Annotated in this window: 16 protein-coding genes; all 16 read right to left on the bottom strand. The window is 54.7% G+C overall.

Annotation, left to right across the window (positions count from 1 at the left end):
* Positions 1-141: 141 nt before the first annotated feature.
* The 16 genes from CCY01nite_RS23945 to CCY01nite_RS23870 all read right to left on the bottom strand — a co-directional run bounded on the left by CCY01nite_RS23945 (position 142) and on the right by CCY01nite_RS23870 (position 23,374).
* A complete protein-coding gene (locus CCY01nite_RS23945) occupies positions 142-696 on the bottom strand; it encodes a hypothetical protein (RefSeq protein WP_146867064.1) in 555 nt (184 codons plus the stop codon).
* Between the two features lie 78 nt (positions 697-774).
* Positions 775-2,169: a sialate O-acetylesterase gene (locus CCY01nite_RS23940; RefSeq protein WP_186831233.1), complete on the bottom strand. Its 1,395-nt coding sequence runs from the start codon at positions 2,167-2,169 to the stop codon at positions 775-777.
* 10 nt (positions 2,170-2,179) lie between these two features.
* Positions 2,180-4,360, bottom strand: a complete 2,181-nt coding sequence (locus CCY01nite_RS23935; protein ID WP_186831232.1) for a DUF2961 domain-containing protein — start codon at positions 4,358-4,360, stop codon at positions 2,180-2,182.
* The gene (locus tag CCY01nite_RS23930; RefSeq protein ID WP_146867058.1) at positions 4,357-5,322 is read right to left on the bottom strand and encodes a glycoside hydrolase family protein; all 966 of its coding nucleotides are present in this window, start codon (positions 5,320-5,322) and stop codon (positions 4,357-4,359) included. Before CCY01nite_RS23930 ends, CCY01nite_RS23935 begins: the two co-directional genes overlap by 4 nt.
* An 11-nt stretch (positions 5,323-5,333) precedes the next feature.
* Entirely contained in the window at positions 5,334-6,626 is a 1,293-nt protein-coding gene (gene hisD / locus CCY01nite_RS23925; protein WP_146867056.1) for a histidinol dehydrogenase, read from the bottom strand.
* Positions 6,627-6,647: 21 nt separating this feature from the next.
* A complete protein-coding gene (locus CCY01nite_RS23920; RefSeq protein ID WP_146867054.1) occupies positions 6,648-7,811 on the bottom strand; it encodes a glycoside hydrolase family 172 protein in 1,164 nt (387 codons plus the stop codon).
* 10 nt (positions 7,812-7,821) lie between these two features.
* On the bottom strand, positions 7,822-8,994 hold the full coding sequence (locus tag CCY01nite_RS23915) for a glycoside hydrolase family 172 protein (protein WP_186831231.1): 1,173 nt from the start codon (positions 8,992-8,994) through the stop codon (positions 7,822-7,824).
* A gap of 6 nt (positions 8,995-9,000) precedes the next feature.
* Positions 9,001-11,145, bottom strand: coding sequence for a hypothetical protein (locus CCY01nite_RS23910; RefSeq protein WP_246130029.1), 2,145 nt, complete (start codon positions 11,143-11,145; stop codon positions 9,001-9,003).
* Positions 11,142-12,356 (bottom strand): hypothetical protein, encoded by a 1,215-nt coding sequence (locus tag CCY01nite_RS23905; RefSeq protein WP_186831230.1) that lies wholly within the window; start codon positions 12,354-12,356, stop codon positions 11,142-11,144. Before CCY01nite_RS23905 ends, CCY01nite_RS23910 begins: the two co-directional genes overlap by 4 nt.
* Complete coding sequence (locus tag CCY01nite_RS23900) at positions 12,356-13,159, bottom strand: glutamine amidotransferase (RefSeq protein ID WP_146867050.1); 804 nt, start codon at positions 13,157-13,159, stop codon at positions 12,356-12,358. Before CCY01nite_RS23900 ends, CCY01nite_RS23905 begins: the two co-directional genes overlap by 1 nt.
* 12 nt (positions 13,160-13,171) lie before the next feature.
* The gene (locus CCY01nite_RS23895; protein ID WP_146867048.1) at positions 13,172-14,983 is read right to left on the bottom strand and encodes a sodium:solute symporter family transporter; all 1,812 of its coding nucleotides are present in this window, start codon (positions 14,981-14,983) and stop codon (positions 13,172-13,174) included.
* Positions 14,984-15,002: 19 nt separating this feature from the next.
* Positions 15,003-16,211: a glycoside hydrolase family 172 protein gene (locus tag CCY01nite_RS23890; RefSeq protein ID WP_146867046.1), complete on the bottom strand. Its 1,209-nt coding sequence runs from the start codon at positions 16,209-16,211 to the stop codon at positions 15,003-15,005.
* A gap of 28 nt (positions 16,212-16,239) precedes the next feature.
* Positions 16,240-18,075 (bottom strand): RagB/SusD family nutrient uptake outer membrane protein, encoded by a 1,836-nt coding sequence (locus CCY01nite_RS23885; RefSeq protein WP_146867044.1) that lies wholly within the window; start codon positions 18,073-18,075, stop codon positions 16,240-16,242.
* 21 nt (positions 18,076-18,096) lie between these two features.
* On the bottom strand, positions 18,097-21,270 hold the full coding sequence (locus CCY01nite_RS23880) for a SusC/RagA family TonB-linked outer membrane protein (protein WP_146867042.1): 3,174 nt from the start codon (positions 21,268-21,270) through the stop codon (positions 18,097-18,099).
* Positions 21,271-21,460: 190 nt separating this feature from the next.
* Positions 21,461-22,465 carry a LacI family DNA-binding transcriptional regulator gene (locus tag CCY01nite_RS23875; protein WP_146867040.1) on the bottom strand — a complete coding sequence of 335 codons (1,005 nt, stop codon included), beginning with the start codon at positions 22,463-22,465 and terminating at the stop codon, positions 21,461-21,463.
* A gap of 183 nt (positions 22,466-22,648) precedes the next feature.
* Entirely contained in the window at positions 22,649-23,374 is a 726-nt protein-coding gene (locus tag CCY01nite_RS23870) for a DUF6630 family protein (RefSeq protein WP_146867038.1), read from the bottom strand.
* Positions 23,375-23,459: the final 85 nt, after the last annotated feature.

The raw sequence follows: 23,459 nt of genomic DNA, 5'->3' as shown, positions 1-23,459 counted from the left end.
TTGTTTCTGATTATATCCGCAAAAGATATAAAAGATCCGGCAGCTGCGCAAGGGGCGCAAATACCGGGTACAGGATCTCCCCGGCACTTGAGCATATGGAAACGGCGATACCCGTCTTGGAAAAGGTGATCAACGCCCTGTCTAAATTTTAGCGATCCGCTCCGAGGTCTTCAGATCGTAGAGCAGTATTTCGTTTTTGTCCGTTTTGTCGTATTTGCCGTTATTGTTGGAATCGTAATATCCCGTAATCACGATCGCGCCGGTTTGCCGGTTGATGACCCAGGTGCGCACAAAGAACTTGTCTTCCGTCAGTTGTACCTTTTCCTGCCCGTCCGTTGAAAGGAGGATGACCTGGATCGGGTCGCTCCCGTCTATCCGTCTGCTGTTGTCCAGGTTGACCGTTTTGGCTACCAGGAGCACTTTGTTGATCTGCAGGCTGTCTATCCTGATCTGCTCGATCCGGTATATCCAGGCGTCTTTAGGAAAATCGATCTGTCTGGACTGGCCGTTGCTGGTGTTGATGAACAGCAGATATCTGTTGTGGACGGTCATCTTTCCCACATTGTCAATCGTTGCGATAACGTGTGGCGTTCCATGCAGTTCGGTCAGTTTGTTGAAGTAAACGTAATTGTATTTGTCTTGTCCGTAAGCTGAAATCGTAAACGCCGTGAACAGGAAGATCATAAAATGTTTCATGGTATACTGGTTTGTCATTAAGACGACCAGGTATACGAAAGGTTTCAGGTATTTTGGGCAAGACAACTTCCCGGAGGTTCACTCCGTCTTCACATACCAGTCATCCGTCCGGAATGGCGCCACGGGCAGCCCTTCCCTGCTGAAAAGATTGCCCATTGCCGCGTCGCGGAAGCCGTAGCGCACGGCTACGGGGGCTTTCACATTTTTGCTGGACACCGTTACGGTTTGCTGACGGATGGACACCGTGGCCGGATAGAATACTTTATCCTCCCCCGCGATCAGCCACTCCGTGGCGGTCTTGCCTTTGATCATCAATCCGTTTTCCGCGTGATCAAATGTAATAACGGCTTTGTTCCCACGGATACGCATGCTGTTAAAAACGGGACTTAGATAAACGATCCCCTGCCGGTGATAAGTATCCGCCAGCGCAAGGTTCGCCAAACGCAGGCCAACATCGTGTTTGTTCGCCGGATGCACATTGTTGGTGTCGGACACGAGGTCCGTGATCACCACCATTCCCGTTTTGTGATGTTGCGCGCTTTGCAGCTGGGCTTCCCGCAACAGGGCGCCGGTGTTTTGCAGTTTATACCGGAAGGGCGCTATCTGCACGAAATAAAAAGGGAAATCCCTTTTCCATGCCGCGCGCCAGCCGTCTATCATGGCGGTGAACAAGGGTTTGTAAGTAGAGGCGGCTTCGGTGTTGTTCTCGCCCTGGTACCAGATGGCGCCGGCAATCGCATAGCGCGTCAGTGGCGCGATCATGGCGTTGAACGCATAGCCGGGCTCGTAGGGGCACATACCGCTCGGTTTTATTTTTTTCGCGGCTTGTTTCAATACCGGGTTGTGGCGGACGATGCTGTCCGGCGTCCATATCTCCGCGGCGGTTCCGCCCCAGCTTGCGGCGATCAGCCCGACGGGAACATTCAGTTCTTTGCTCACACGTTTGCCGAAAAAATACCCGACCGCGCTGAAGGTTTGCAGCGTGATGCTGTCGCAGGCGGTCCATTCGCCGGTGCAGTCTTCCTGCGGGTAAGGTGCGGTTGTTTTGGGGATGTGAAAGAAGCGGATGTTGGAAAAATGCGCGGAAGGCAGCTCTGCTTTAATGTCCTGCAAGCCCCATTGCCCGCACATTTCCATATTGCTTTGCCCGGAGCATATCCATACTTCGCCGAGCAGCACGTTGTTCAGCACGATGGTGTTCTTCCCTTTCAAAGTGATCGTATATGGGCCGCCGGCGGCGGGCGTTTCCATTTCCACTTCCCAGCGTGCGTCGCGGGAGCCGGTGGCTTCGTACGTTTTATGGTCCCAGGAGGCGGTGACCGTTATCTTTTCATAAGGGTCCGCCCAGCCCCAGATCTTCACTTTATCTTTTTGCTGCAGCACCATGTTGCTGGCGATGATCTTAGGGAGGCGGATGTTGCTGTAGGACGAAAGCGCCGTGCATAACAGCGCGATCAGGCATATTCCACGCATATTCTTCTGCTTATTTAAAATCGGGCAAAACATAACTGTACACATCATATTTCAGTTCGCTCCAGGCGCTCTGGCGGGGGAACGGATGACCGGGATAAAGCGCCTGGTGATCGGGAATGCATTTGATCCTTACCCGGATGGCGTCGCGGCCTTTGGTGAGCGCGGCGGGGATCAGGAATTCATCGTCGCGGAAGCGGCGGTTGGAGGTTTCCACGTGGTATTTTCGTGGCGACAATTCGCCCGGCGGCCGGGAAACGACGTACGTATTGGAGCCGGCGAGGTACCAGGCGCCGGCGTACTGCCAGTTGTCCGTTCCCTTTGCCGCAATGAATACTTCGGCGGTCTGGTTGGGATAGCTGTAATCCAGTGTCCGGCGAAGGAGCGCGCCCATATTGTCTTTCCGGAGGCGTACCGTGAATTCGGAGGTGCCGGTGGTGGTGCGGCCATCTTCTTCATGCGCGGGGTAGATCTCCTTTCCGATCAGATGCCTGTATCCTTCTTTCTTTGGCAGATCGTAACCCCAGGCATGCGCGGGATAGGCATCCGGCCCCCATTCATATCTCGATGATATCTTTTCCACGGCGGAGGCTTGCGGGGAGTGGTAGGCATGTTGTGCTTCGTCAGCTGTTTTGCCGATGTCCAGCGAATCGGTCTTGATCAGTGAAGCGGCAGGCAATCCGTACCAGTAACACACCGTTTCATAATGTTCCTGCGATACATTCTCATTGTGCTCGAATCGGATCACGGCGCGCTTGCCGAAGGGCATGAGGTCCGCGAACAGGAAGCGGTAGGCGGACTGAATAAGGTCCTTGTCGTTCACGGCGGTTTTCTTTTCTGTTGATCCGCAGGGATGCCCCGCCAGCGGCAGCGTCATGTTCTCCCCGCCCCAGTAATCTCCGCCGCCGGCCCATTCTTCCGTACCGGTGCCGTAAGCCTGCGGCGACCGGCTGTCGTCAAAGAAGAACCGCGGATCGCCTTCCAGCGTGTTGAGGTTGGCGTTGTGCGAGAATATGAATGAAGTGCCGAGGAAACTACCGGACCACTGCTGGCGCCCTTCCACCCCTTCCGTATCCAGCCAGGTCATGTCCTGCCCCAGTTCCGGTTTCGGGAAATCGCGGTAGGTAGCGTGGAAATAGCTGCTCCGGCTGGCGGACACTTTGGTGCGTTCATACCGCAGCTCGTAACTGATCTCGGTATCATCCGGCCGGATATTTGTCAGCTCGAATTTTGCATTTTTGAAGAACGGCATGGGATAATAGCAGGCCAGCTCGATCTTTTTCCCGGGATAATCGAAGCGGATATTGATGGGCAGCCCTTTGACGAGATATGCTTTCTTTTCGCGGTTGAAAAATGTGCCCGCTCCGAAGAAAAGACATAAAGGCGCGTCAATGGAAGGATGTGCGGCATCGTCCCAGGTCACGCGCAGGCGTACACGTTCCAGCGCTTCTGCTTTGTCCAGCGGCAGCGTCAGCTTTAAAGCCCGGAGCGATGATGAGCGCGCGTTGATGGTTGCCAACAACACGGATGATTTGTTCAGCTTTACGGCGCCGGTGGCTTTGCGGATATTTTTCGGTGCGATGTCTGTACCCGCGCGGCTTACAAGATCTACGACATCCTGGTCGGGTGTTTTATTTAGATTCCAGCTCGGAAGATTATGTTTATCCGCATAAAGATGATAGATGTAGTAGCCGGTGCCGTAGAACGTTCTGGAATAGGCGATCTGCAGGGAATCGCGGAAGGCCATGGGCGTCCAGATCAGGTTAGCGCCTTTGGTGGTGCCCCAGGTCCAGGCCATGGGTTCGGGAAGCGTTGCCGTGGGAAAGAAGGTGGTGGCCTTGAACTTTTTTACAGCGTCCACGGGATCGGCGGTAGCGGTTTCCGTTACGATGTTATCCTTTCCATCCACCACAAAATGCCAGGGACTGCCGTGCCAGTGGTTCGCGCGGAAGAAATACAGCACGCCGTTGCCTTTTACATCCAGCGTTACATTTTCATCTTCCTTATTCATAAAAAGAAAATTGGAAGCGTCATATCCGCCGCCCGTGCGTGCATAAGTGCTGCGCATGTACGCCCTTACGCCAATGCGTTGCTGCGGCAGTTTTTCCCAGGAGCGGAAAGCGTCATAACCTTGTGCGCTGGCCAATAACGGTGCAAAGCACAAGAGCAGTAATAAATTCCGTAGTGCGATCATAATCCGGTTTGTTTTTTCCATGTTAAGGGAGCGAGGAAAAGACCTTTCTTGTCCCACCCCGTATTGGAGATGAACCAGCCTTCTTTTTCATCGTAGATCACTTCAGCCGCATGTACCGGCAACGTACATACGAGATTTTCTGCCGGGAAATTTTCCGGGTCTTTTGACCAGAAAACGGCCGTCTGGTTGTAGGCCGTCATAGCCTGGCAGATGAAGAGGTAGAACAGCCCGTCCTTGTGAATAACGAAAGGGCTTTCTGCATCCCCGCCCCAATAGATCTCGTAAGGCTGCGTATGCGCGATCTTCGGGCCGCTCCAGTGCAGGAGGTCCGGGCCGGTGCGAACGGCTACGGCTGAACGGAGATCGGTTTCGGTTTGTACCCGCGTATAGTAATAGTAATACCGGTTTTTGTATTTGAGGATGTAGGAATCGCGGGCATGACCGGGATCGCTGAACAGCGGGTTGCGGTCGTGCCGCTGCCAGGTAAAGAGATCCTTGCTGGTGGCGAGGCATAGCTGTCCCCACGAGGCATAGTCCGGCGCATTTTTCTGCATGTTGCCGATGTTGTAAAACATGTAATACGTATCCTTTTCCCGTATCACATGCGGCGCCCACATCACGCGCTCCACGCCCGGCTGCGCGCTCATGGCGTAGCCATGGTCTTCCCACTTCGCCTGTTTGATGGACGATGCGGAGATGTGAAACAGGCGCGTTTCTTCCCAGGGCCTTACCGGCAGGTGGTGAATGATGCCATAGGCATGCCAGGCGCCGTCTTTCCCTTTGATGAAAGTATGGTCGTTGGTATACCAGGAGCTGTCTCCCTCCTTTCGCGTGTCGTTCGGGTTGAAGATGTGCGTAAAGGGGCCGCTTATCTCTGGCACGAGGTAAGCGGCCTTTTGTCCGTCGGCCCTGGAAAAGGCGGACAGGATACCTACCACCAATAATAAAATTTTTATCCGCATAACGTTGCCGTTTATTTTTCTTTGACGGGTTCCTGCTGATACCTTTTCACGCGCAGGGCGGCCTGCTCCTTGTGCGCGGCGAAGCCTTCCAGCTCGCAGAGGCGCATGGCGTATTCGCCGATCATGGCGCTGGCTTCGGGCGTACAGCGCTGGTAGGTACAGTTTTTGAGGAACTTGCCCACCCACAGCCCGCCGGTGTACCGCGCGGCTTTCATGGTGGGCAGCGTATGATTGGTGCCGATCACCTTGTCGCCAAAGGCCACATTGGTTTCCGGGCCAAGGAACAGCGCGCCGTAGTTCGTCATGTTGTCGAGAAAGAACTGCGGATCTTTTGTGAGCACTTCTACATGCTCGTAGGCCAGCGCATCCGCTTCGCGCAGCGCTTCCTCCTCATCTTCCACCAGTATCACCGAGCCGTAGTTTTCCCAGGCTACGCTGGCGATATCCGCTGTGGGAAGGTACTGAAGTTGCCGTTTAATTTCCGCCAGCGTTTCCAGCGCCAGTGTTTCCGATGTGGTGATCAGCGCGGCGGGTGAAGTGGGGCCGTGTTCCGCCTGCCCGAGCAGATCACAGGCCACCATTTCAGCGTCCGCCGTTTCGTCGGCGATCACCAGTATTTCGGTGGGACCGGCAAAGAGGTCCATGCCTACGCGGCCGAACAGCTGCCTTTTGGCTTCGGCTACATACGCATTCCCCGGCCCTACGATCATGTCTACCGGCGAAATGGAAGAGGTGCCGATCGCCATGGCGCAGAGGGCCTGCACACCGCCCAGGACGTATATTTCATCGGCTCCCGCGAAATGCATGGCGCAAATGGTGGCTTCGGGTATTTTGCCGTTGATGGGCGGCGTAGCGGCGATCACTCTTTTTACGCCGGCCACTTTCGCGGTCAGCACGCTCATATGCGCGGAGGCCACCATCGGGTAGCGGCCGCCGGGAATATAACATCCCACGCTGTTCACCGGGATATTTTTATGCCCGAGAAATACGCCGGGCAAGGTTTCTATTTCTATATCCGAGATAGAGGCGCGTTGCTGCTCCGCAAAGAACCGGATCTGTTGCTGCGCGAACAGGATATCGTCTTTCACCTGCTGCGGCGTACCGTCTACAATTGTTTTGATCTGCGCGTCCGTCAACCGGAAAGATGCGGGCGACCAGTTGTCGAATGCCGCCGCATATTTCCGCACGGCCGCATCGCCGTTCTCTTCTATGTCGCGGATGATCTTTTCCACGCTTTTCCTGACATCCGCATCCGCGTTTCTGATATCGGACTCACTTTTTCCCTTTTTTAAATACCTGCTCATTGGTTTGGTTAACTTTTGTGATTAATTCCCCCATAAAGCGGGGTCGTTGCCTTTGCTTTTCCGCCATTCGTTCCGCCACCGGTGAATGTCCGCGGGACCGATCAAGGGGCGCGGTTTCCGGGCCGCGGCATCGGGAATGGCGGGTATCCGCGATGCTTTCGCCTGGTACCAGTATGCCACACTGGCGAGGTCCAGCGTCAGCACGTTCATGCTGCCGTGTTCGATGGTGAAACGGAAAGATGTATCAAAACAAACCGGGTCCTGTATATGGAACCGGTAGATATGTGTTCTGCCGAGAAAGCCCTTTTCCCCGTTCACTTTCGCGTAACCGAAGTAAGGGCTGGCATAAGGCTTGTCCGGCGCGCCCCAGGAAGTGTTGAAATAATCTTCCGTGCCGGTGCCGTGCAATGTGGGGCGCTCATCGCCGTCGATGAATATCATGTCGTCTCCCTCCCCGTACCAGTAAGGCGTGGGGGAATGCACATAATAATTCACGCCGGCGAAATGCCCTTTCCCTTTGATGTCCGCTATCACGTAATTGTTGCTGCCGGTTTTGTTGGGCTTACCGGGACCGAACATCCAGTGTTCATTTTCCACGCTGTCTTCCGCGGCCGTCAGCTGGTGGTTGTACCAGGCATGGAACCGGCCGGTCTGCGGCGGCAGCTCTTTCATCTCCAGGTAATCGATATAGAAATACAATGTTCTTATTTCGCTGGCGGACTGGTTCTCGATCTCTATCCTGGCGCCATTCGCGAACGGCATTGCAAAATAGCTGACGAGCCCCATGCCGTTCACCGGCGTAGCGGCCAGCGGCGCGGACGTAAAGAGGTAGGAATCATTCCAGCCCTGCCCGAAGAAGGGGCCGATGGGTGATTGCACGGAGGGATAATCGTTGCCGTCCCAATACATGCTGATGATGACATCGTTGCGGCTTAATTTGTCCGGCTCCGGCCCCATGGTAAACCAGATATGCTGGATGATGCCCGCGCCTTTTACGTCAAAGATGACGCGCTTCTCCCCGCTTTTGATATGCTGCACGTTGTCGTTGTTATCGCCGGAGCGGTCGTAGCTACTGACGCGCTTTGACTTTGCATGCTCCCTGATCCTTGCGAGACCGGTCATTTCCTGCGCGAACGCGGGCACGGTGCAGCAACAGCATATCATCAAACGGAACATTGTTTTCATAACAGTGGATTTAATTGCCCCACAATTGAGGATCGTTGCCTTTGCTCTTTCTCCATTCATTTCTCCATTTATGGAAATCGCCGATATTGATCATCGGCTTCGGCGCGCGGGCTTCCTTGCCGGGTATCGCCGGAACCGCGGTGGCTTCGCTTTGGTACCAGTAAGCCACGCTGGCGAGGTCCAGCGTCAATACGTTGTTATGACCATGTTCGATGGTGAATTTGAAGGACTTGGAAAAGTACAGCGGATCGGTGATGTGAAAGCGGTAGAGGTGCGTTCTCCCTAGCCATCCCATGTCGTTGTTCACACGCGGATAACCGTAGTAGGCATGCTGGAAAATATTCTTCGGACAAAAAGCCGTGTTGAAATAATCCTCCGTGCCGGTGCCGTGCAATGTAGGCGTGGAAGCGCCATCGATATAGATCATATCGTCCCCTTCACCGTACCAGACGGGCGTGGGGCAATGCACATAATAGTTCACGCCCACGAAATGGCCTTTCCCTTTGATATCGGCGAACAGGTAGTTGTCTTTACCCGTAGTGTTGTTGCCGGTCTTGCCCAGGATGCCCCATTCGTTTTCCCCGCCATCGCCCGCGGAGCCGGCGAGCTGCTTGTTATACCAGCTGTGAAAGCGGCCGGAGTTGGGTGGCAGCTTGTCCATCTCCACATAATCGACATAGTAATAGAAATTGTCGATCGCCCGGCCGGTTTCGTTCTCTATTTCTATGCGGGCGCCATTGGCGAAGGGCATGCTGAAATAGCTGACCAGCCCTTTCCCCCTGTCCGGCCCGGCGATCAGCGGCAGGGAGCTGAATTCGTAGGACTCATCCCATCCCTGCCCGAAGAAGGGCCCGATGGGCGATACTACGGAAGGTTCCGCTTTTCCGTCCCAGTACATGCGGATGATGATGTTATTCCTGTTGAGCGCGCCGGGGTGCGGCGCCATGGTGATCCAGATGTGATTGATGATACCCGCGCCTTTTACGTCGAATATGATCTTCTTTTCATTATTTTCTATGCGGATAAAATCGTCGTTGCCTCCGCTTCTGTCGTAGCTGCTGATCCTTTTCGAGGTCATGCCGGTTTGTATCTGCGACAGCGCTGCCAGGTCACTGGCGGGCGTTTGCGCCTGCGCGCCGATCGCGATGGCGCATAGCAGGGCGATGGTTATGCTTGTTTTCATGTGTTTTTATTTACGCATCATTGATTCAATAACGGGGCCCGCCGGTTTTGCGATCGCGGAATTTTTCGTCAGCTCCCAGAAGTTTTCACGCTGCTGTATCTGCGCCTGCGTGGTCACGATCCAGCTTTGTATCCATCCTGTGAGCGTACACCAGGCGCCCCATCCCGCGTCGGAGTTGGAAGCCCAGTAATCCCACCGCCCGAAATCAAATCCCCGGAACCAGGCGCCGTCCAGGTCTTTATGCTTTTCACTTTGCACCTGTATGCGGGTGAGGAAATCGGACAGCTTGCTGACCGCGTCGCGGTACTTCTGGTTGCCGGTTGCGCCGGCGGCTTCGTTGAGGCTGAACACGGCGAAGTTGCAGGTATACAGCATGCAGGCTACTTTTTCGCCATTGCGGAATATCAGCGAGCCTTCATCAGAACCGTAATCCTCGTTCTTCTTCAATTCTTTGAACATGCCTTTGCCTTTCCCCAGTTCTTCGCGGATGGCGCCGCTTTCGTCCTGGTACTGCAATATCTCGTTCACCATTTTATCCAGCCACTGCCGGTGCTGTTCCGTGTCTTCTACTCTCACGAGCCATGCCAGCGGGAGGATCATGCGCGCGCGTTGCGTTTGCATGCTGCTGCCCCAGCGCCATTTGTCCGGGTACGCTTCCATGGTGATGCGGATCGCTTCTTTTGATTTTTCCAGCAGCGGGGCGTATTTCGTTTTGTCGTACAGCCAGAGGTAGCAGGCCCACATCCAGGATTCAAAATGGGGAGACGGATGGATGAGGTCGCGTTGCTGGTAGAATGCCAGGCCGTTCCGGATGATGTCTGCTTCTTCCAGCCGCTCGCCGCGGAAGCCGAGCTTGCCGGTGGTCCTGAAATTGCCGATGATGGCTTCGGTCAGCGCTTTATCCCACTCGCTGCTGTTGAGGTACGATGCCGCGCCGATAGCGCCGAGGATGGCGCGGGCATTGTCGTCACCGTAAAACGTACCGGCGTTGGTGGTGGCCCAGCCGATCAGTCCGTAGGCGGGACTGGCGGGATCATTCTTCGCGCCGGCGCGCATGTTCGATGTTTTGAACATGTAGTTGATGATGTTCGTGGCTTTTTGCTGGTATGATTTGTTCGATAAAAGCCGTCCCGCCGCGGCCAGCGCCATGCTGGCCTCTCCCTGCACGTCGGCGCGCATCCAGTAGCGGTATTCCTGGCTGCCGTCGTAAAAGATGGTGGAGGTATGCCCTTCCAGGATGCCGAGGCTGCCATCGCCGTTGGGCTTGTCCTGGCTGACGGGCGGGCCTACCGGCTTGAGGCCGTTGCTGCCGTATTTTTCCCAGTCCTGTTTCCAGGACGGGTGTATGAAAAAGCGGCCGTTCTCAAACCATGCCGCGCCTTTGCGGATGCTGTTCAGCCGGGCGTCCGCGGGCAGCGGGGTATTTCTTCCGTACATGGGGCGCACGTCTTCTTCCCATTTATCCAGCTGAATATCCTTCTTCCCGGTGATGCGGGACAGGATGTATTTCCACACCGTTTTTACCGCGGCCTGCGGGCCGTAGCGCCCGGTCTGGAAATTGCTTAACCCGGTCATGCACACCAGTGCGTTATCCTGTTCGAATAACAAGGGATAGGTTTTGGTATCCGCGAGTCCGTATTCCGCTTTATCGAAGCCCACTACTTTCGCCAGCACGATCAGGGGATCTTTTGCATCTACGGGCAGCACGTGGCAGTTCTGGATGCCCAGGAGGTCCATAGGCGCCAGTTCTTTGCCGAAAACATCCGCGGTGATAACGCCGCGTTCCAGGTGTGTTTCCACTGGTTGGGCGGGAATGTTCAGGCCGGGGAATGCCGCGGGATATTCGATGTAGAGTTTGAGGGATTTTTTGTTGGCTGCGTCCAGCAGTTCAGGCGAGATGCGGTTGACAGGGTCTGTCTGCGGATAGTTATCTGCCAGTATGAATACACCCGCTCCTTTGGGCGCCGCTTTCACCACCGCTTCCGGCGTATCGTATTTTCTGATCGTGAATCCTTCGCGCTGTAATAACCGGTACAGGTCGTTGCGCTCATTACCATAGAAATATATTTCTTTCCCGTTGCCGGCGCAAGCGGTGAGCCCTGCTGCGAGGAGGCACAGCCATAAAAAGATTTTTATCTGTCTGATCTTCATCTTGATGAATTATTTAACGTTGTGAGCAGCCGCAGCGCTTCCGTGGTGATCAATGTATCCGCGTTCTCCGCCAGGTACGACCATTTACCCGGCCCCGTTTCATATCCGCCTTCCGCAAATGCTGCTGCCGTGGGAATATACCCGATGGTGTTTTCCGCGTATGCCGCTACGATGGTATGCGCAAAGGGAGAACCCCGTTCGATGGCGAAAGCGGTTGCTGTAAAAGGTTCACCGGGGATGAACACCATCGCCAGCGAACCGATGCGGATGGCGCTGAACCGCGCGAGCGCGTCAGCCTGCGTCATACCGGCTTCCGGGCGTACCGGGAACTGCATTTCGCTGTGCGCATGGCTGAATGCCTCTTCGCAGCTACTTCTCTCCTGCTGCTGCACCAGTTCCGCCAGTGCGCGGCCATGCCGCTGCGCGTACGCCGGCCCGCAGGAAACGGTGGGCGGATTGATCTCGCCCGCCGCGCCATTCAGGAATATGGGCATGCCGTGTTCTCCCGATGCTTCCAGCGCAAGGCACATTTCACCGGGAAATTCCGCGGAGATATGCGGCAGCAGCATTTCATGTACGGGATGGCATACGGCATGCACCAGCGTGGCGATCGTGTCGCCATGCTGATCCCGGAAGGCCACTGAATGCACCCGGCGGTCCACTGGCTGCCGGTTCATCAGTTCCGGTGCGATGGGTTGCACGGCGTCGGACATGATCACGCCTTCCGGCGTGGGGATGCGGCGCAGCAGGGTATAGCCTTCCAACACGCCCACGGCGAATGAAGCATGGCAGGGCCGCGCCGCCACCGCTGCTTTCAGGATGGCTTCCTTTACCTTGTGCTGCACATCCGCCAGCCATTTTTTATACACCGGTGTTTTGTACAACCCGGATAATGCCACCGATTCCGGGCCATTGTGTGTATGCGTGCACGTTATGATGATCCTTTCCGGGGGAATGACGCCGGACAGCCCTTCCTTGAAGTGTTGCCACCCACCGGTGGCGGTGTCGTTCAATGCGAGCAGGTCCAGCGAAACGATGGCTACCAGGTCTTTCAGCGTTCCCAGTACGAGCACACGGGCTTTCAGCGGCAGGCGCACCGATTCGAAAGGTTCATACGATCCTTTCACGGAGGAAGTGAGCAGGCCCACTTCCAGCGGCGGTGTAATGTCTGTTACCGAAGTACCGGCGAGTAATTGCGTTTGTTCCATCATTATTTTTTCTTCACCCAGTTAAGCGCCTGCTGCCAGAAAGCATCGTAGCTGTCCCACAATTCAAAGTTCAGGCCCCAGTGCGGCGCGGGGTCGGACATATAGGTAAGGATGCGGCCCTTGCCATATTCGCCTGCCACCACCAGCGGATGGCCGGTTTCTTTCACCCGTACCAGCACTTCGCCTTCGGGCTTCGCGGTCACTTCATTATATCCGAAAATGGGCGGGAAGTTTTTCCAGTTCAATCCTTTTACCACAGGATGATCGGGCACCAGCACTTCCGCGGTGAATCCGGCGGAAGATTCCACCAGGTCTTCCGTAACGAGGCATTGTACGGGCAAAGCATGGGAGAAGGAGCTTCTGCCCCATCCGCCTTTGCCGAAAGCGCCGCTGAAAGAGAGCCATCCGCCGAGCATCAGCAATCCGCCGCCGTCCGCTATCCACTCTTTCACCAGCGTGAGCCGGTCGGGGAAGGTAACGACTGTATCCTTGCGCTGCGCGCGGTCGAAGAAGCTGGGGAACAGGTGAAAACATTTTGCTTCCACATCGCTGATGATAAGGCCGGCTGATGTGTCCAGTATTTCTTCGAGCCTGCCGGGCTGCATGCGGTACAGCTCCCAGTTGGCCATGGTGGTAACATCCGCCAGCGGCTCGATCGCTTCCTTGAGCTTTTTTCCATAGAAATGCAGGTCTGCATCTTTTGTTTCCGTTCCGAAAGGTGTTTCGATAAATAGCGGTCCCACGCTGAATACCCAGTCGCCCAGGTAAAGTATGTGCTCGCGTTTTACGTCCGTCGCTTGTTTCATGTTATCTTGATTTTATTTGTTTTGTTCGTTGATATTATCCGCTGCGCGTACTGACAGCAGCGCGAGGTATTGTTTCGCCATTTTCCAGAAGATGATGTACAGCGCCACTGCTGTCACAAGGGTGAGCGCGGCCATGGCATAGCGTGCAAACCAGGCATGCGTAAGGCCGACCATCAGCAGGGAAACCGAGGCCGCGCCTGCAATGGCGATGAATATGCCGCGGAACACCGGCCGGAAAGAGCCGTCAGCGCCGGGTTTGTCCAGCGATCTATAAGGCGTCCAGCAGCCGAGCGGATGCGCGCGGAGATAGAATTTCCGCAGCAGCTCGTCCGGGTCGGGCTTTGTGAGCAGCGCTACGGTTATCCACAACACCGTTGTCAATCCCATCACCAGCAGCGTTTGCCAGTACCAGGGAATCAAAGGGGCGTTGAAGCCCAAAAGGGTCAGCAGCTTCGGCCCCAATACCACCAGGCAGAAGATCGCCGCGCCGCCAAACGAAGCAGCTACGCGGGCGGGACCGTTGAAGCGCCACCACCACCACTGTGCCCAGTTGGCCGGCAGCTCTGCCGCGCTGAGGGACAGCATGAAGATGGCCACGTCCGTAATGATCATCACATTGAACACCACGGCGATGGACAACGCGAGTATCACGATCATCCCCACTTTACCCATCAGCATATAATGGCTTTCCTTCGCGTCGCGCACAAACCAGCGGCGGTAGATATCGCTTACCAGCACCTGGCTGCCGAAGTTCAGGTTATCGCCTACGGTGGACATGGTGGCAGCCAGCATCGCGGCCACCATCAATCCCATCGCGCCGGCGGGCAATAATGTTTTCATCAGTTTGCCATATACCAGCTCCCGGTCCGCATCGATCGCCCGCAGCTCCGGCCACATCACGGCGGCGCTGATGCTGGGCAGCGTCACCAGTAAGAGCAGCAGGAACATGCTGATAGCGGTTACTACATACATCGTCAATGCTTCCGAAGGCGTGCGCGTGGAAAGGATGCGTTGTCCTTCCATGGCGCCGCCCATGGGCGCGGCATCTCCGCCATAGCCAATACTCTGCCCCAGCAGCCAGCCCAGCGCGGCTGCCAGCGGGAATACCGAATGGTCCTGCGGCGGCATGGAGCCCAGTATCTCCGCGCTATCCGGACCAAACGTCGTCTGTATGGCGGTGACCATTGCTTCCGCGCCGCCGAAGTGCTCCAGCGTGAGCCAGGCCAGCATGATGGTGCCCGCGAGAAAGATGATCATCTGTATCAGGTTGGAGATCACCACGCCTTTGTATCCCGAGGAGAATACGAACAGAATGGACACCGGCACTACCAGGTATAATGTCTGCAGTTTGGTGAGATCGAAAGCGGGGCCCATGATCTTGTACGCCGCCAGCAGCGTAATGCCCGTCCATGCCGGCATGGCGATCAGCGACGTGCGGATGGCGATCCAGAGGCGCATGGCCGCGGCGGCGCCTTTCGGGAAACGCAGATCATAGAATTCCAGCGTGGTGAACAGGTTGAGCCTTCTCCAGAAAACGGCAAACAGCACGCCGCCGAGGAACAGCGCCAGCCCGAAGCGGCTGAGGTACCACCAGCAGATGAACCCGCCGGTTGCAACAGCGAGGCCGCCGTAACCGGTAGCGGCATCCGGACTTACCAGCGCCGCCGTGTAGGAAATACCGTTGAGCCAGCCGGGTATCTTGCGGCCGCCGAGAAAAAAGTTGTCCATACTTTTATTCGCGAAGCGGCGGTGCCAGAACCCGATGCCGAGCATCCCCAAAATGTATATGCCTACGATCCAGATGTCTACGTGCTGCCAGTTCATATGATGTAATTCCGGTTTGTCAGAGAATGCCTTTTAAACGTTGTGCCAGTGGCGCGAGCGGCGGCAGATCATTTTCAGGTCTGTCCAGGTAGAAATAAGCGGTGGCGGAATAGTTATCCACGCGGAAGAAGTTCACCCATTCATCCGCCGGAAACCTGTCGTCCGTATAAGCCGGATATGCCGGTTCTTCTTCCAGTTTGATGAGCTTTTCTTTCGTCATAACGCTGATGGGTTTCACTTTACCGCCGGCTTTTGCGATCTCACGGATCTTGTCGCGGCCCCCTCCGCCCATCATTTGTATGGTCACGCGGCAATCCGTCTGGAAATAGATGGGATCGGGCACATGATAGCGGTAAAAGGCGAACTGCCCTTTTGCTTTGTCAACAATGGGCGCGCCCTGGTAGAGATGCGCAAAGGCGCCGAGGTTCCAGGCGGAGCCGATGTAATCTTCCGTGCCGGTACCCACCAGTGTGGGATATTCCGTGTCGCCGTCCAGCCAGGTTTTTACTTCTCCTTCTCCGAACCAGGTATCGCCGTAGATCTTGTCTGCAATGATGCTCAGGTTGGTGCCGAGGAAACGGCCTTTGCCTTTTACTTTCGGCAGTATCTCGAAATCCTCTCCCAGCCTGCCGTCCGTGCTGCTGTTCCAGTGCGCGTGGAAATAAGCTATGTCTTTCGGGTGTTTTTTCACTTTTGTGAGGTTCACGTCAAAGAACAATAGCTGATCATGTTTTGATTCATTTACAAAAACGATCTTCGCGTGTTTTTTAAACGGCATGGGCACGGAGCAGTTGAACGACTTCCCTTCCGGATCGGTGAACAGCGCGCTCTGGAAAGCGGTTCTGCGCCCCAGGCCGATGCCGAAGAAGTCCCCCAGGGGCACGGCCACCGCGGGTTTGCCGGCGCCGTCCCAGTACATCTCGATGTAAATGGAACGCAGCGAAGCTGGACTTCTTTCGATGATGGTAAGCCATATGCGGTTGATCACACCTGCGCCTTCGTAGTCCATCATCACCTTTCTTTCCCCGGCTTTGATCCATTCGGATGCGTGTCCTTTTGCACCTTTGTTTTCCATGCCGCCTTTGCCTTTCGCGCCGGTAGCGTTTTCCAGGCTGATCCACCGGGTTTCTGTTCCGGCGGGCAATTCATATAATTGCTGCGCGTTCACCGCTGCCGGTAATATGCAGCCCAACAGGAACAACCAGCCTGCGTAACATAATCTTGCCATGCTTGTACGTTATTGTTTGATAATGTCTTTACCAGCCCGGGTTCTGCACGAGGTTCTTGTTCTTTTCCAGTTCACGTTGCTGTATGGGCCAGAGGTAATGTTTCTTTTCGAACACTCTTTTTTCTACTACTCTTCTTTTATAGAAAGCGTCGCTGGTGATGTCATATCCGTCGGTCAGCACATCGATGCCGTAGATGTTTCCGTTATCGATGGTTTCCGCGAGCTTCCAGCGGTGCAGGTCGAAATAACGGTGTGTTTCAAAAGCCAGTTCTATTCTTCTTTCGTGCCGGATCTTTTCGCGCATGTCTTCCTTCGAGAGGCCGGCGGGCAGGCCCGGTAATCCGGCGCGGTCGCGGATCAGGTTCACATATTTATACACATCCGCCACGGGGCCGTCTGCTTCATTCAGCGCTTCCGCATAGTTGAGGTACTGTTCGCCGAGGCGGAAGAATATCCATGTTCTGATAGGCCCCGCCGGAGGTTGCTGCACGTAAGCGGGGTTGGTTAATTTCTTCATAAGATACCCCGTTTCGCTGAAATTTGCACCGGCATCAAAGGGCCGTCCATCCAGCCCGCTCTTCCAGAATTGCAGCGGCGTGTGCCGGTTGTGCGGAGCGCCCGTTTTGAACTTGGCGCCGGTGAAGCTGATGCTGGCATAGAACCGGGGCTCTCGGCCTACGTACATGCCGCGGGTGCCGGCGTAATAATGATCCGTTGCATCGGCGGCCTGTGTGCTTTCATCGTAGCCGGACAACGGGTTGATGATGGGCGTCATGTCCGGGTTGTAGCCGAGGATGGGGCGCATGCCGTTCGCCATTTCATAATCGTCCACGATGTTCTGCGTGGCCGCCTGCAAAGGCCAGTTGGCATTGGGCATTCCCCTCGGCTCGCTGTAGGCGTCTATGTTGATATAACCGGGATCGTTGCTGGTAAAGAATACTTCGTCGTTGAAATTGACGTAGAACGTTTCATAGTAGTTCTGCACGGGGTCGTTGCCGGAGCGGTGCAGCTTGTGCCCAACGGATTCCGCCAGGTCTATGCATGCCTTGGCGGCGTTGGCGGCGGTTTTCCATCTTGCTGGCTGGGCATCGGGAAACAGGCGCATGCCCTCTTTGTCCACAAAACCGGCATAGTCCGGGTTGCCGTTCCAGAGCGGGCTGGCCATGTACAGCAGCACTCTTGCTTTCAGCGCGGCACAGGCTACTTTTGATGGTTTGCCGTAATCGTTGGCGGCGGTGATCCTGGGCAACAGCAGCTCCGCGGCCTTGTCGCATTCGCTGACGATGAAATCCACGCATTCTTCTATCGGCCGGCGTTTGAAGGCCACGAGGTCTTCATTCAACTGTATCGTCCTGTCAATGACCGGCACCGGTCCATACGCCCTGATCAGGAAAAAATGGTTGAGCGCGCGGAGGAACCGCGCTTCCCCTTTCCAGTTATTGATCCTGTCCGCCGAAGCCAGTTCGGATGGCGCCAGCTTGTCGATGTTCTCCAGGAAAATGTTCGCTTTGCGGATGGCGAAATAGGCATGCGACCAGATGTCCTGCACATAGGAATCCGCGTTCCAGTTGCCGGCATTAATGGCATTGGTGAAATTCGGTTCGTAGCAGATCTCCAGCTCGTCCGTTGCCGCGTTGAAGGTATTGTTCGGCGGCTGCCCGCCACCCGGATTATCTACCATCGCCAGCTCTTTCGGCAGATGCGAGTAAATATTGGCGAGGAACTGTTCCGCAAATACAGCGTTCGTAAATACCTGCTCCTGCGTCAGGTCTTCGTCCGGCGTTTTCTCCAGGTAGTCCTTGTTGCAGGATAACGCCGTGAGAAGCAACACTGTGGTCAGCACAGGAATTATATATGATTTCATGATTCCAGTTTTTTTGATTGACTAAAAATTGGCTTCCAGCCCGAAATTGTAATTGCGCGGAATAGGATACCCGCCCGTACCGAAATCGGATTCCGGATCGATGACCTTGATCTTGTCCCAGGTAGCCAGGTTGGTGCCCTGTATAAACACCCGTATGCTTTTCAGTGTGGCTTTTTTGGTCAGGTTGACGGGGATGGTGTAGCCGATCTCCGCGTTTTTGATCCGCAGGTAGTCACCGCTTCTTTGCCATAGCGTAGAGCCGGTATAATTGTTTTTGCTGGCCGCTCTTACCGCCGGAAATTCAGCGTGCTCGTTGTTGCCGCCCACGATAAAACGTTTGTCGTATACCTGCTGCATCACGTTGTAATAACCCGCCTGTGCGGAGAAAGCCCATGCCGTCCAGCCCTGCGTGAAGAAGAAGTCCCTGTTGGCCGCTCCGGTGAAAAAGATGGTAGCATCAAATCCTTTCCAGGCGGCGGTGGCGCCGAAGCCGTACATGATCTGCGGTTCGGAGCCGTAAGTGCCAATGACGGTGCGGTCCGCCGAAGTGATCTTGCCGTCCTGGTTAATGTCTTCATATTTGATGTCACCGGGACGAATGATCGCCTGCAATGCTGTTTGAGAGGGGCTTTTGTCGATGTCCTCCTGGTCCTGGAAGAAGCCGAGCGCCTTGTAGCCGAGGTTGGAGCCGATGGGATAGCCCCGGAGGTCCTGGTAAGGATACAGCGCGGGCGGCGCATCATTTTCGATGATCTTGTTTTTAGCGTAAGTAAAGTTGACGGTGAAGGAATAGTAGAAGCCGCTTTTGGTGGTATTCCTGACCTGTATGTTGGCTTCGATCCCTTTGTTTTCGGTGACCCCTACGTTGCCGAAGGGCACGGTGCCGCCGGGATAGCCCGCGTAAATGGGGATGGTCCTGCGTTCCAGCAGCTGCCCTTCCCTGCGTTCGTGGAACACGGTGGACGACAGCGTGAATTTTCCGTTGAACATTTCCAGGTCGAAGCCGAGATCTGTTTTATAGGCCGTTTCCCAGGTCACGTCCGGGTTCCCGATGCGGGCTTCGCTTTTGCCGCCGGGATTGACGTTCTGGTCCCTCCCGAACACGTAGCCGGTGGCGGATTTGTTGTAAGTGCTCAGGTAGAGGAAGCGCGCGCCGCCGATCCTGTCGTTCCCCACGATCCCGTAGTTGCCTCTCAGTTTCAGCAGGCTGAAGGTGTTCTTGTTCCAGAAGGCTTCATTGGAAATGATCCAGCCGGCGCCGATGGCGGGGAACAATCCGTACCGCTTGCCTTTCGGGAAGTTCTCCGAGCCGTTGTATCCGGCGCTCAGCTGGAGCAGGTACCGGTAATCGTAGTTGTAAGTCAGGCGGCTGATGAGGCCCTGTCGGCGTTCCGGCAGGTTGGCGATGGAGTTGCCGGCGTTGACGTTGGTGAACTCCCTTCTTTCTCCCGTGAGCATGCCGGTAACATGGTGGTTGCCAAAGGAGCGGTCGTAGTCGATGCCGGCCTGTGCGTACATTGTTCTGTAAGTTTCATTCAGGTTATAGAAGCCCAGCGGTGATTCGGTGGCCCATTGCTTGTAGGTTTCCGCGCCGGTCACCGGGTCTTTGGAATAAGAATACGTGGCCGGTGTTTTCCGGCGGATGTTCTGGGTGATGTCTACCACGTCGAAGGCCACGAGCCCGCGGGCGGACAATCCCGGTGTTACATATGAAAGGTCCCATTTGGCGGAAAGGTTACTCACCAGCGTGTTATAGAACTGTTTCGTATAGCCGGTCTGTGTGGTCAGCGCATAAGGATTCAGCAGGAGGTCGCCGAAAGCGCCGGGCTGGCTGCCATTGGGATTTTTAACGGGATAGGTGTTCGGCGCCGTGAGCTTCAGGCCCATCAATATCCTGCCGGCGTCCGTGCCGGGGAAGTTGGTGTTGGAGATGATGCCGGAGAGGCCGAGCGCGAGCGAGAACCTTTTGCTCAGCTTCACGTCCACATTCGATCTGAAATTATAGCGTTTCAGCGCGGCGTTGGTCTTGTAGGTGTTGGCGGGATCTTCGTTGTAAATACCTTCCTGGATGGTATAGCCGAGGTTGAGGTAATACTTTACCGTTTCCGTACCGCCGGATACGCCCAGGTTATTCATCATCTGGCGGGTCCTTTTCTTCAGCACCACATCGTACCAGTTCACGTTGGGATACATGTAGGGATCGGAGCCGTCTTTGTATTTCTGTATTTCTTCGGCCGAGAACTTGGGCGCTTCTCCCACGTTTTCCAGCGCTTCGTTATGCAGCAGGGCGTATTCATATCCGTCGATATTGTCTTCAATACGCATCGGCACTACCATGGCGGCTTCTGTGCGGAAGGTAATATTGGGCTTGCCTACCACGCCTCTGCGGGTGGTGATCATGATCACGCCGTTCGCGCCCCTGTTGCCGTATACCGCGGTGGAGGCCGCGTCTTTCAGTACGGTGAAGCTTTCAATTTCCTGGATGTTCATGGTGGTCCAGTAGTCCTGTAGTTCGCGTTCCACGCCGTCTACGATGATCAACGGCTTGTTGGTGCCGCTCTGGGATACGAGGCCGCGGATAAATACTTTGGCCGCGTCATACCCCGGTTCGCCGGAAGTTTGCCGGGTAATGATACCGGCGAGCTTTCCGCCGATGGCGTTGGTCAGCGATGGCGTGGAGTACTTCTGTATCTCGCGGGCGGAAACAGAAGATACGGCGCCTACGTTGGCGATCTTTTTCTGCGTGCCGTACCCCACGATCTGTATTTCATTCAGCTTCTGGCTTTCTTCATCCGGCATGAGCCTGACGGTGATATTCCTTTGGCCGCCTACTTTGATGGTGGTGCTGTAGTAGCTGAGGAAGCTGAATACCAGGGAATCTTCCTCGCGCTGCACTTCGATCATGAACTTGCCGTTCGCGTCGGTGGTAACGCCTTTGGAGGTGCCTTTGATACGGACCGAAGCACCGGGCAGGGCTTCGTCCTTTTCGTTGGTGACGAGGCCCGACACCACGAAAGAACGTGCGTCCGCGGGAGGTGTATGCCCGGCCGCCATAGCAGCGGCCGGTGCGATATAAAAGAAGAGCAGCATCACGGATGCATAAGGCGTGATGAACCGGGCGGCGGAGGAAATATATCCACCCCGGATTTTTCCGAAGAACAGATCGGTGAACCTGAATCCCGTAGAGAATTGCATAAATAATAGGTTTAAAGGGTTCGGCGTTTGTTCGAATTTTTCGTGATAACGTGAATGTTTACGGTCTTTGGAACTTACAATTGCTTCATTAAGTCGGGCTGATGATCCTGGTTGATAATAAAATCATCTGATAATCATTTTCATTACTGAAATGAATACGTATTCAAAAAATAAAACGGCAAAAAAAATGCTATTTCCTCGAACGCACGGTATTCCGCACCACCAGGTGCCCCTTCATCATTACGATGCGGGATGCGGTGGTCTTGTCATTGATCTCTTCGATGAGCAGCTCCACAGTACTGTCTACCATCTCTTCCAGCGGCTGTTCCCAGGTGGTGAGGGAATAGGAAGGCCACTCGGACATGCGGATATTATCGAATCCCACTACGGATACGTCTTCCGGTATTTTCAAACCGATCGTTCTGATGGCGTCCATCACGCCGAGCGCGATGATGTCGTTCCCACAGAAGATACAATCGATGCTTTTGTTTCTCGTCATCAGCTCCTGCGCGGCTTTGAAGCCGCTTTCAAACGTATAGTTGCCCGGTTCGATCATCAGGTTGCTGATGGACCGCTCTTCCAGCACTTCCCGGAAACCTTTCAGCCGGTCGATCGTGGTGGAGGTGTCGGAAGGCCCGGAAATAAAGGCAAAGGAGCGGTGACCGGTTTCTACCAGGTACGTGGCGATCTGCTTGGCGGCCAGGTAGTTATCGCAGAACACGGCGCTGCTTTCCAGGTGCTCCGTATAGCGGTTGAACAGGATTACGGCGATGCCGTAGCGTTTGAACTTCTGTGAGGCGGAAGAAGACAGCAGCGCATCGGTAATGATAACGCCTTCTATATTGTATTCCAGGAGCTGCGTTACTTCGCTCTCCTGTATTTCTTCATTTTCTGAATTGATAAAGATGAGATGATATCCCAGGGCTGATAACCGGTTGTGGAAGATCTCCAGCACGGCGGAATAAAAGGGATTGCGGATGTTGCGCATGATGATCCCCACCATCATGGTCTTGCGTGTAATAAGGCTTCTGGCGTGGGCGTTCGGCTTATAACCCAGCTTCTCGGCCACTGCCAGTATTTTCTTCCGTTTCTTCTCCGACACATTCGTATTACCGGCAAATACCCGCGAAACAGTAGACTGTGATACGCCTGCTATTTCCGCTACGTCCTGTGATGTGTAATTCTTTTGCTTCAAGACTTGCCTTTTTAAACCGGGAATCGGGTGGAATGAAAAATGAATGCGTATTCATTTCTACAAATATAATTTCCTTTTTTGGAAAAAGAAGAGAAATTTTCAGAAATCCGGAAAAAATTTGCCTGCTGTAGCAAAGCGGACCGGAAATGCATATGCGATAAGCTGCTTTCAGTAAAATGCAGATCAGTATGAAATTTCGTAATAGCCATACCCTGTTAGCTTTACGGCCTCCTCTACCCTTTCCTTCTGATCCGTTTTAAAAACAAGCAATGCATAGTCATCTCCACCGGTATTCATGAAACCCAACTGAAACCCATGCTGCCGTAGCGTGTTGTCATACGTTTTGAATACGTTGTCGTATGACACGGACGCATTGGGTTCCCATTGCGTGTCGGAAGGCAGGCCGATCACCGTATCGTAGTTTTGTTTGAGGGAAGTTTCTATCCGCCATACCAGGTCTTCGATGGCGGATTTCCAGTCCAGCAGGGAAATAAAAGCGATGTCCTCATCATCCGTAAAATTGCTCAGGCTGTACAGCGGCTCGAAAGCGTCGTTGCTATCGTTAAAAGTTTTCAGTTGATTGATGACGGGCTCCAGTTTGGGATGCAGCGCGGGCGTCACCAGCTCCCGCATGAGCTGCAGGAAGCCCTGCTTTTCACTGACACTCAGCGGTTCGGCGACAACGGCATCCGTAAACTGATCGAAGGTATGCGCAGCCTTGCTGACAACCGCCGGTTTCTTCTTTTCAAACCAGCCGCTGCCGGCAAACTCCTTTTTACACCAGAGATAGAATACAATGATGCCTCCGCCGACGAACAGGAATTTGTCGCCGGGGAAAAAATACATCCTCAGCAAGAAAAGTGCAACGATCAAAATGATCAATACGATAAAGTACATCCTGTTTCCCATAAGTATTGTTATTGTTTCTTTTCGCGGTAAGGTTATTTACCTGTAGTAACAAAAAAGCCGCCCTGTATGAGCGGCTTTCCTTATG

This window comes from Chitinophaga cymbidii, from assembly GCF_007992715.1.
Taxonomy (GTDB): Bacteria; Bacteroidota; Bacteroidia; order Chitinophagales; family Chitinophagaceae; genus Chitinophaga; species Chitinophaga cymbidii.
This window is presented reverse-complemented; position numbering and strand designations above follow the sequence as displayed.

Coding starts and splice junctions, on each gene's coding strand:
- CCY01nite_RS23945 (WP_146867064.1), bottom strand. CDS start 696: ATGAAACATTTTATGATCTTCCTGTTCACGGCGTTTACGATTTCAGCT.
- CCY01nite_RS23940 (WP_186831233.1), bottom strand. CDS start 2,169: ATGCGTGGAATATGCCTGATCGCGCTGTTATGCACGGCGCTTTCGTCC.
- CCY01nite_RS23935 (WP_186831232.1), bottom strand. CDS start 4,360: ATGATCGCACTACGGAATTTATTACTGCTCTTGTGCTTTGCACCGTTA.
- CCY01nite_RS23930 (WP_146867058.1), bottom strand. CDS start 5,322: ATGCGGATAAAAATTTTATTATTGGTGGTAGGTATCCTGTCCGCCTTT.
- hisD (WP_146867056.1), bottom strand. CDS start 6,626: ATGAGCAGGTATTTAAAAAAGGGAAAAAGTGAGTCCGATATCAGAAAC.
- CCY01nite_RS23920 (WP_146867054.1), bottom strand. CDS start 7,811: ATGAAAACAATGTTCCGTTTGATGATATGCTGTTGCTGCACCGTGCCC.
- CCY01nite_RS23915 (WP_186831231.1), bottom strand. CDS start 8,994: ATGAAAACAAGCATAACCATCGCCCTGCTATGCGCCATCGCGATCGGC.
- CCY01nite_RS23910 (WP_246130029.1), bottom strand. CDS start 11,145: ATGAAGATCAGACAGATAAAAATCTTTTTATGGCTGTGCCTCCTCGCA.
- CCY01nite_RS23905 (WP_186831230.1), bottom strand. CDS start 12,356: ATGATGGAACAAACGCAATTACTCGCCGGTACTTCGGTAACAGACATT.
- CCY01nite_RS23900 (WP_146867050.1), bottom strand. CDS start 13,159: ATGAAACAAGCGACGGACGTAAAACGCGAGCACATACTTTACCTGGGC.
- CCY01nite_RS23895 (WP_146867048.1), bottom strand. CDS start 14,983: ATGAACTGGCAGCACGTAGACATCTGGATCGTAGGCATATACATTTTG.
- CCY01nite_RS23890 (WP_146867046.1), bottom strand. CDS start 16,211: ATGGCAAGATTATGTTACGCAGGCTGGTTGTTCCTGTTGGGCTGCATA.
- CCY01nite_RS23885 (WP_146867044.1), bottom strand. CDS start 18,075: ATGAAATCATATATAATTCCTGTGCTGACCACAGTGTTGCTTCTCACG.
- CCY01nite_RS23880 (WP_146867042.1), bottom strand. CDS start 21,270: ATGCAATTCTCTACGGGATTCAGGTTCACCGATCTGTTCTTCGGAAAA.
- CCY01nite_RS23870 (WP_146867038.1), bottom strand. CDS start 23,374: ATGGGAAACAGGATGTACTTTATCGTATTGATCATTTTGATCGTTGCA.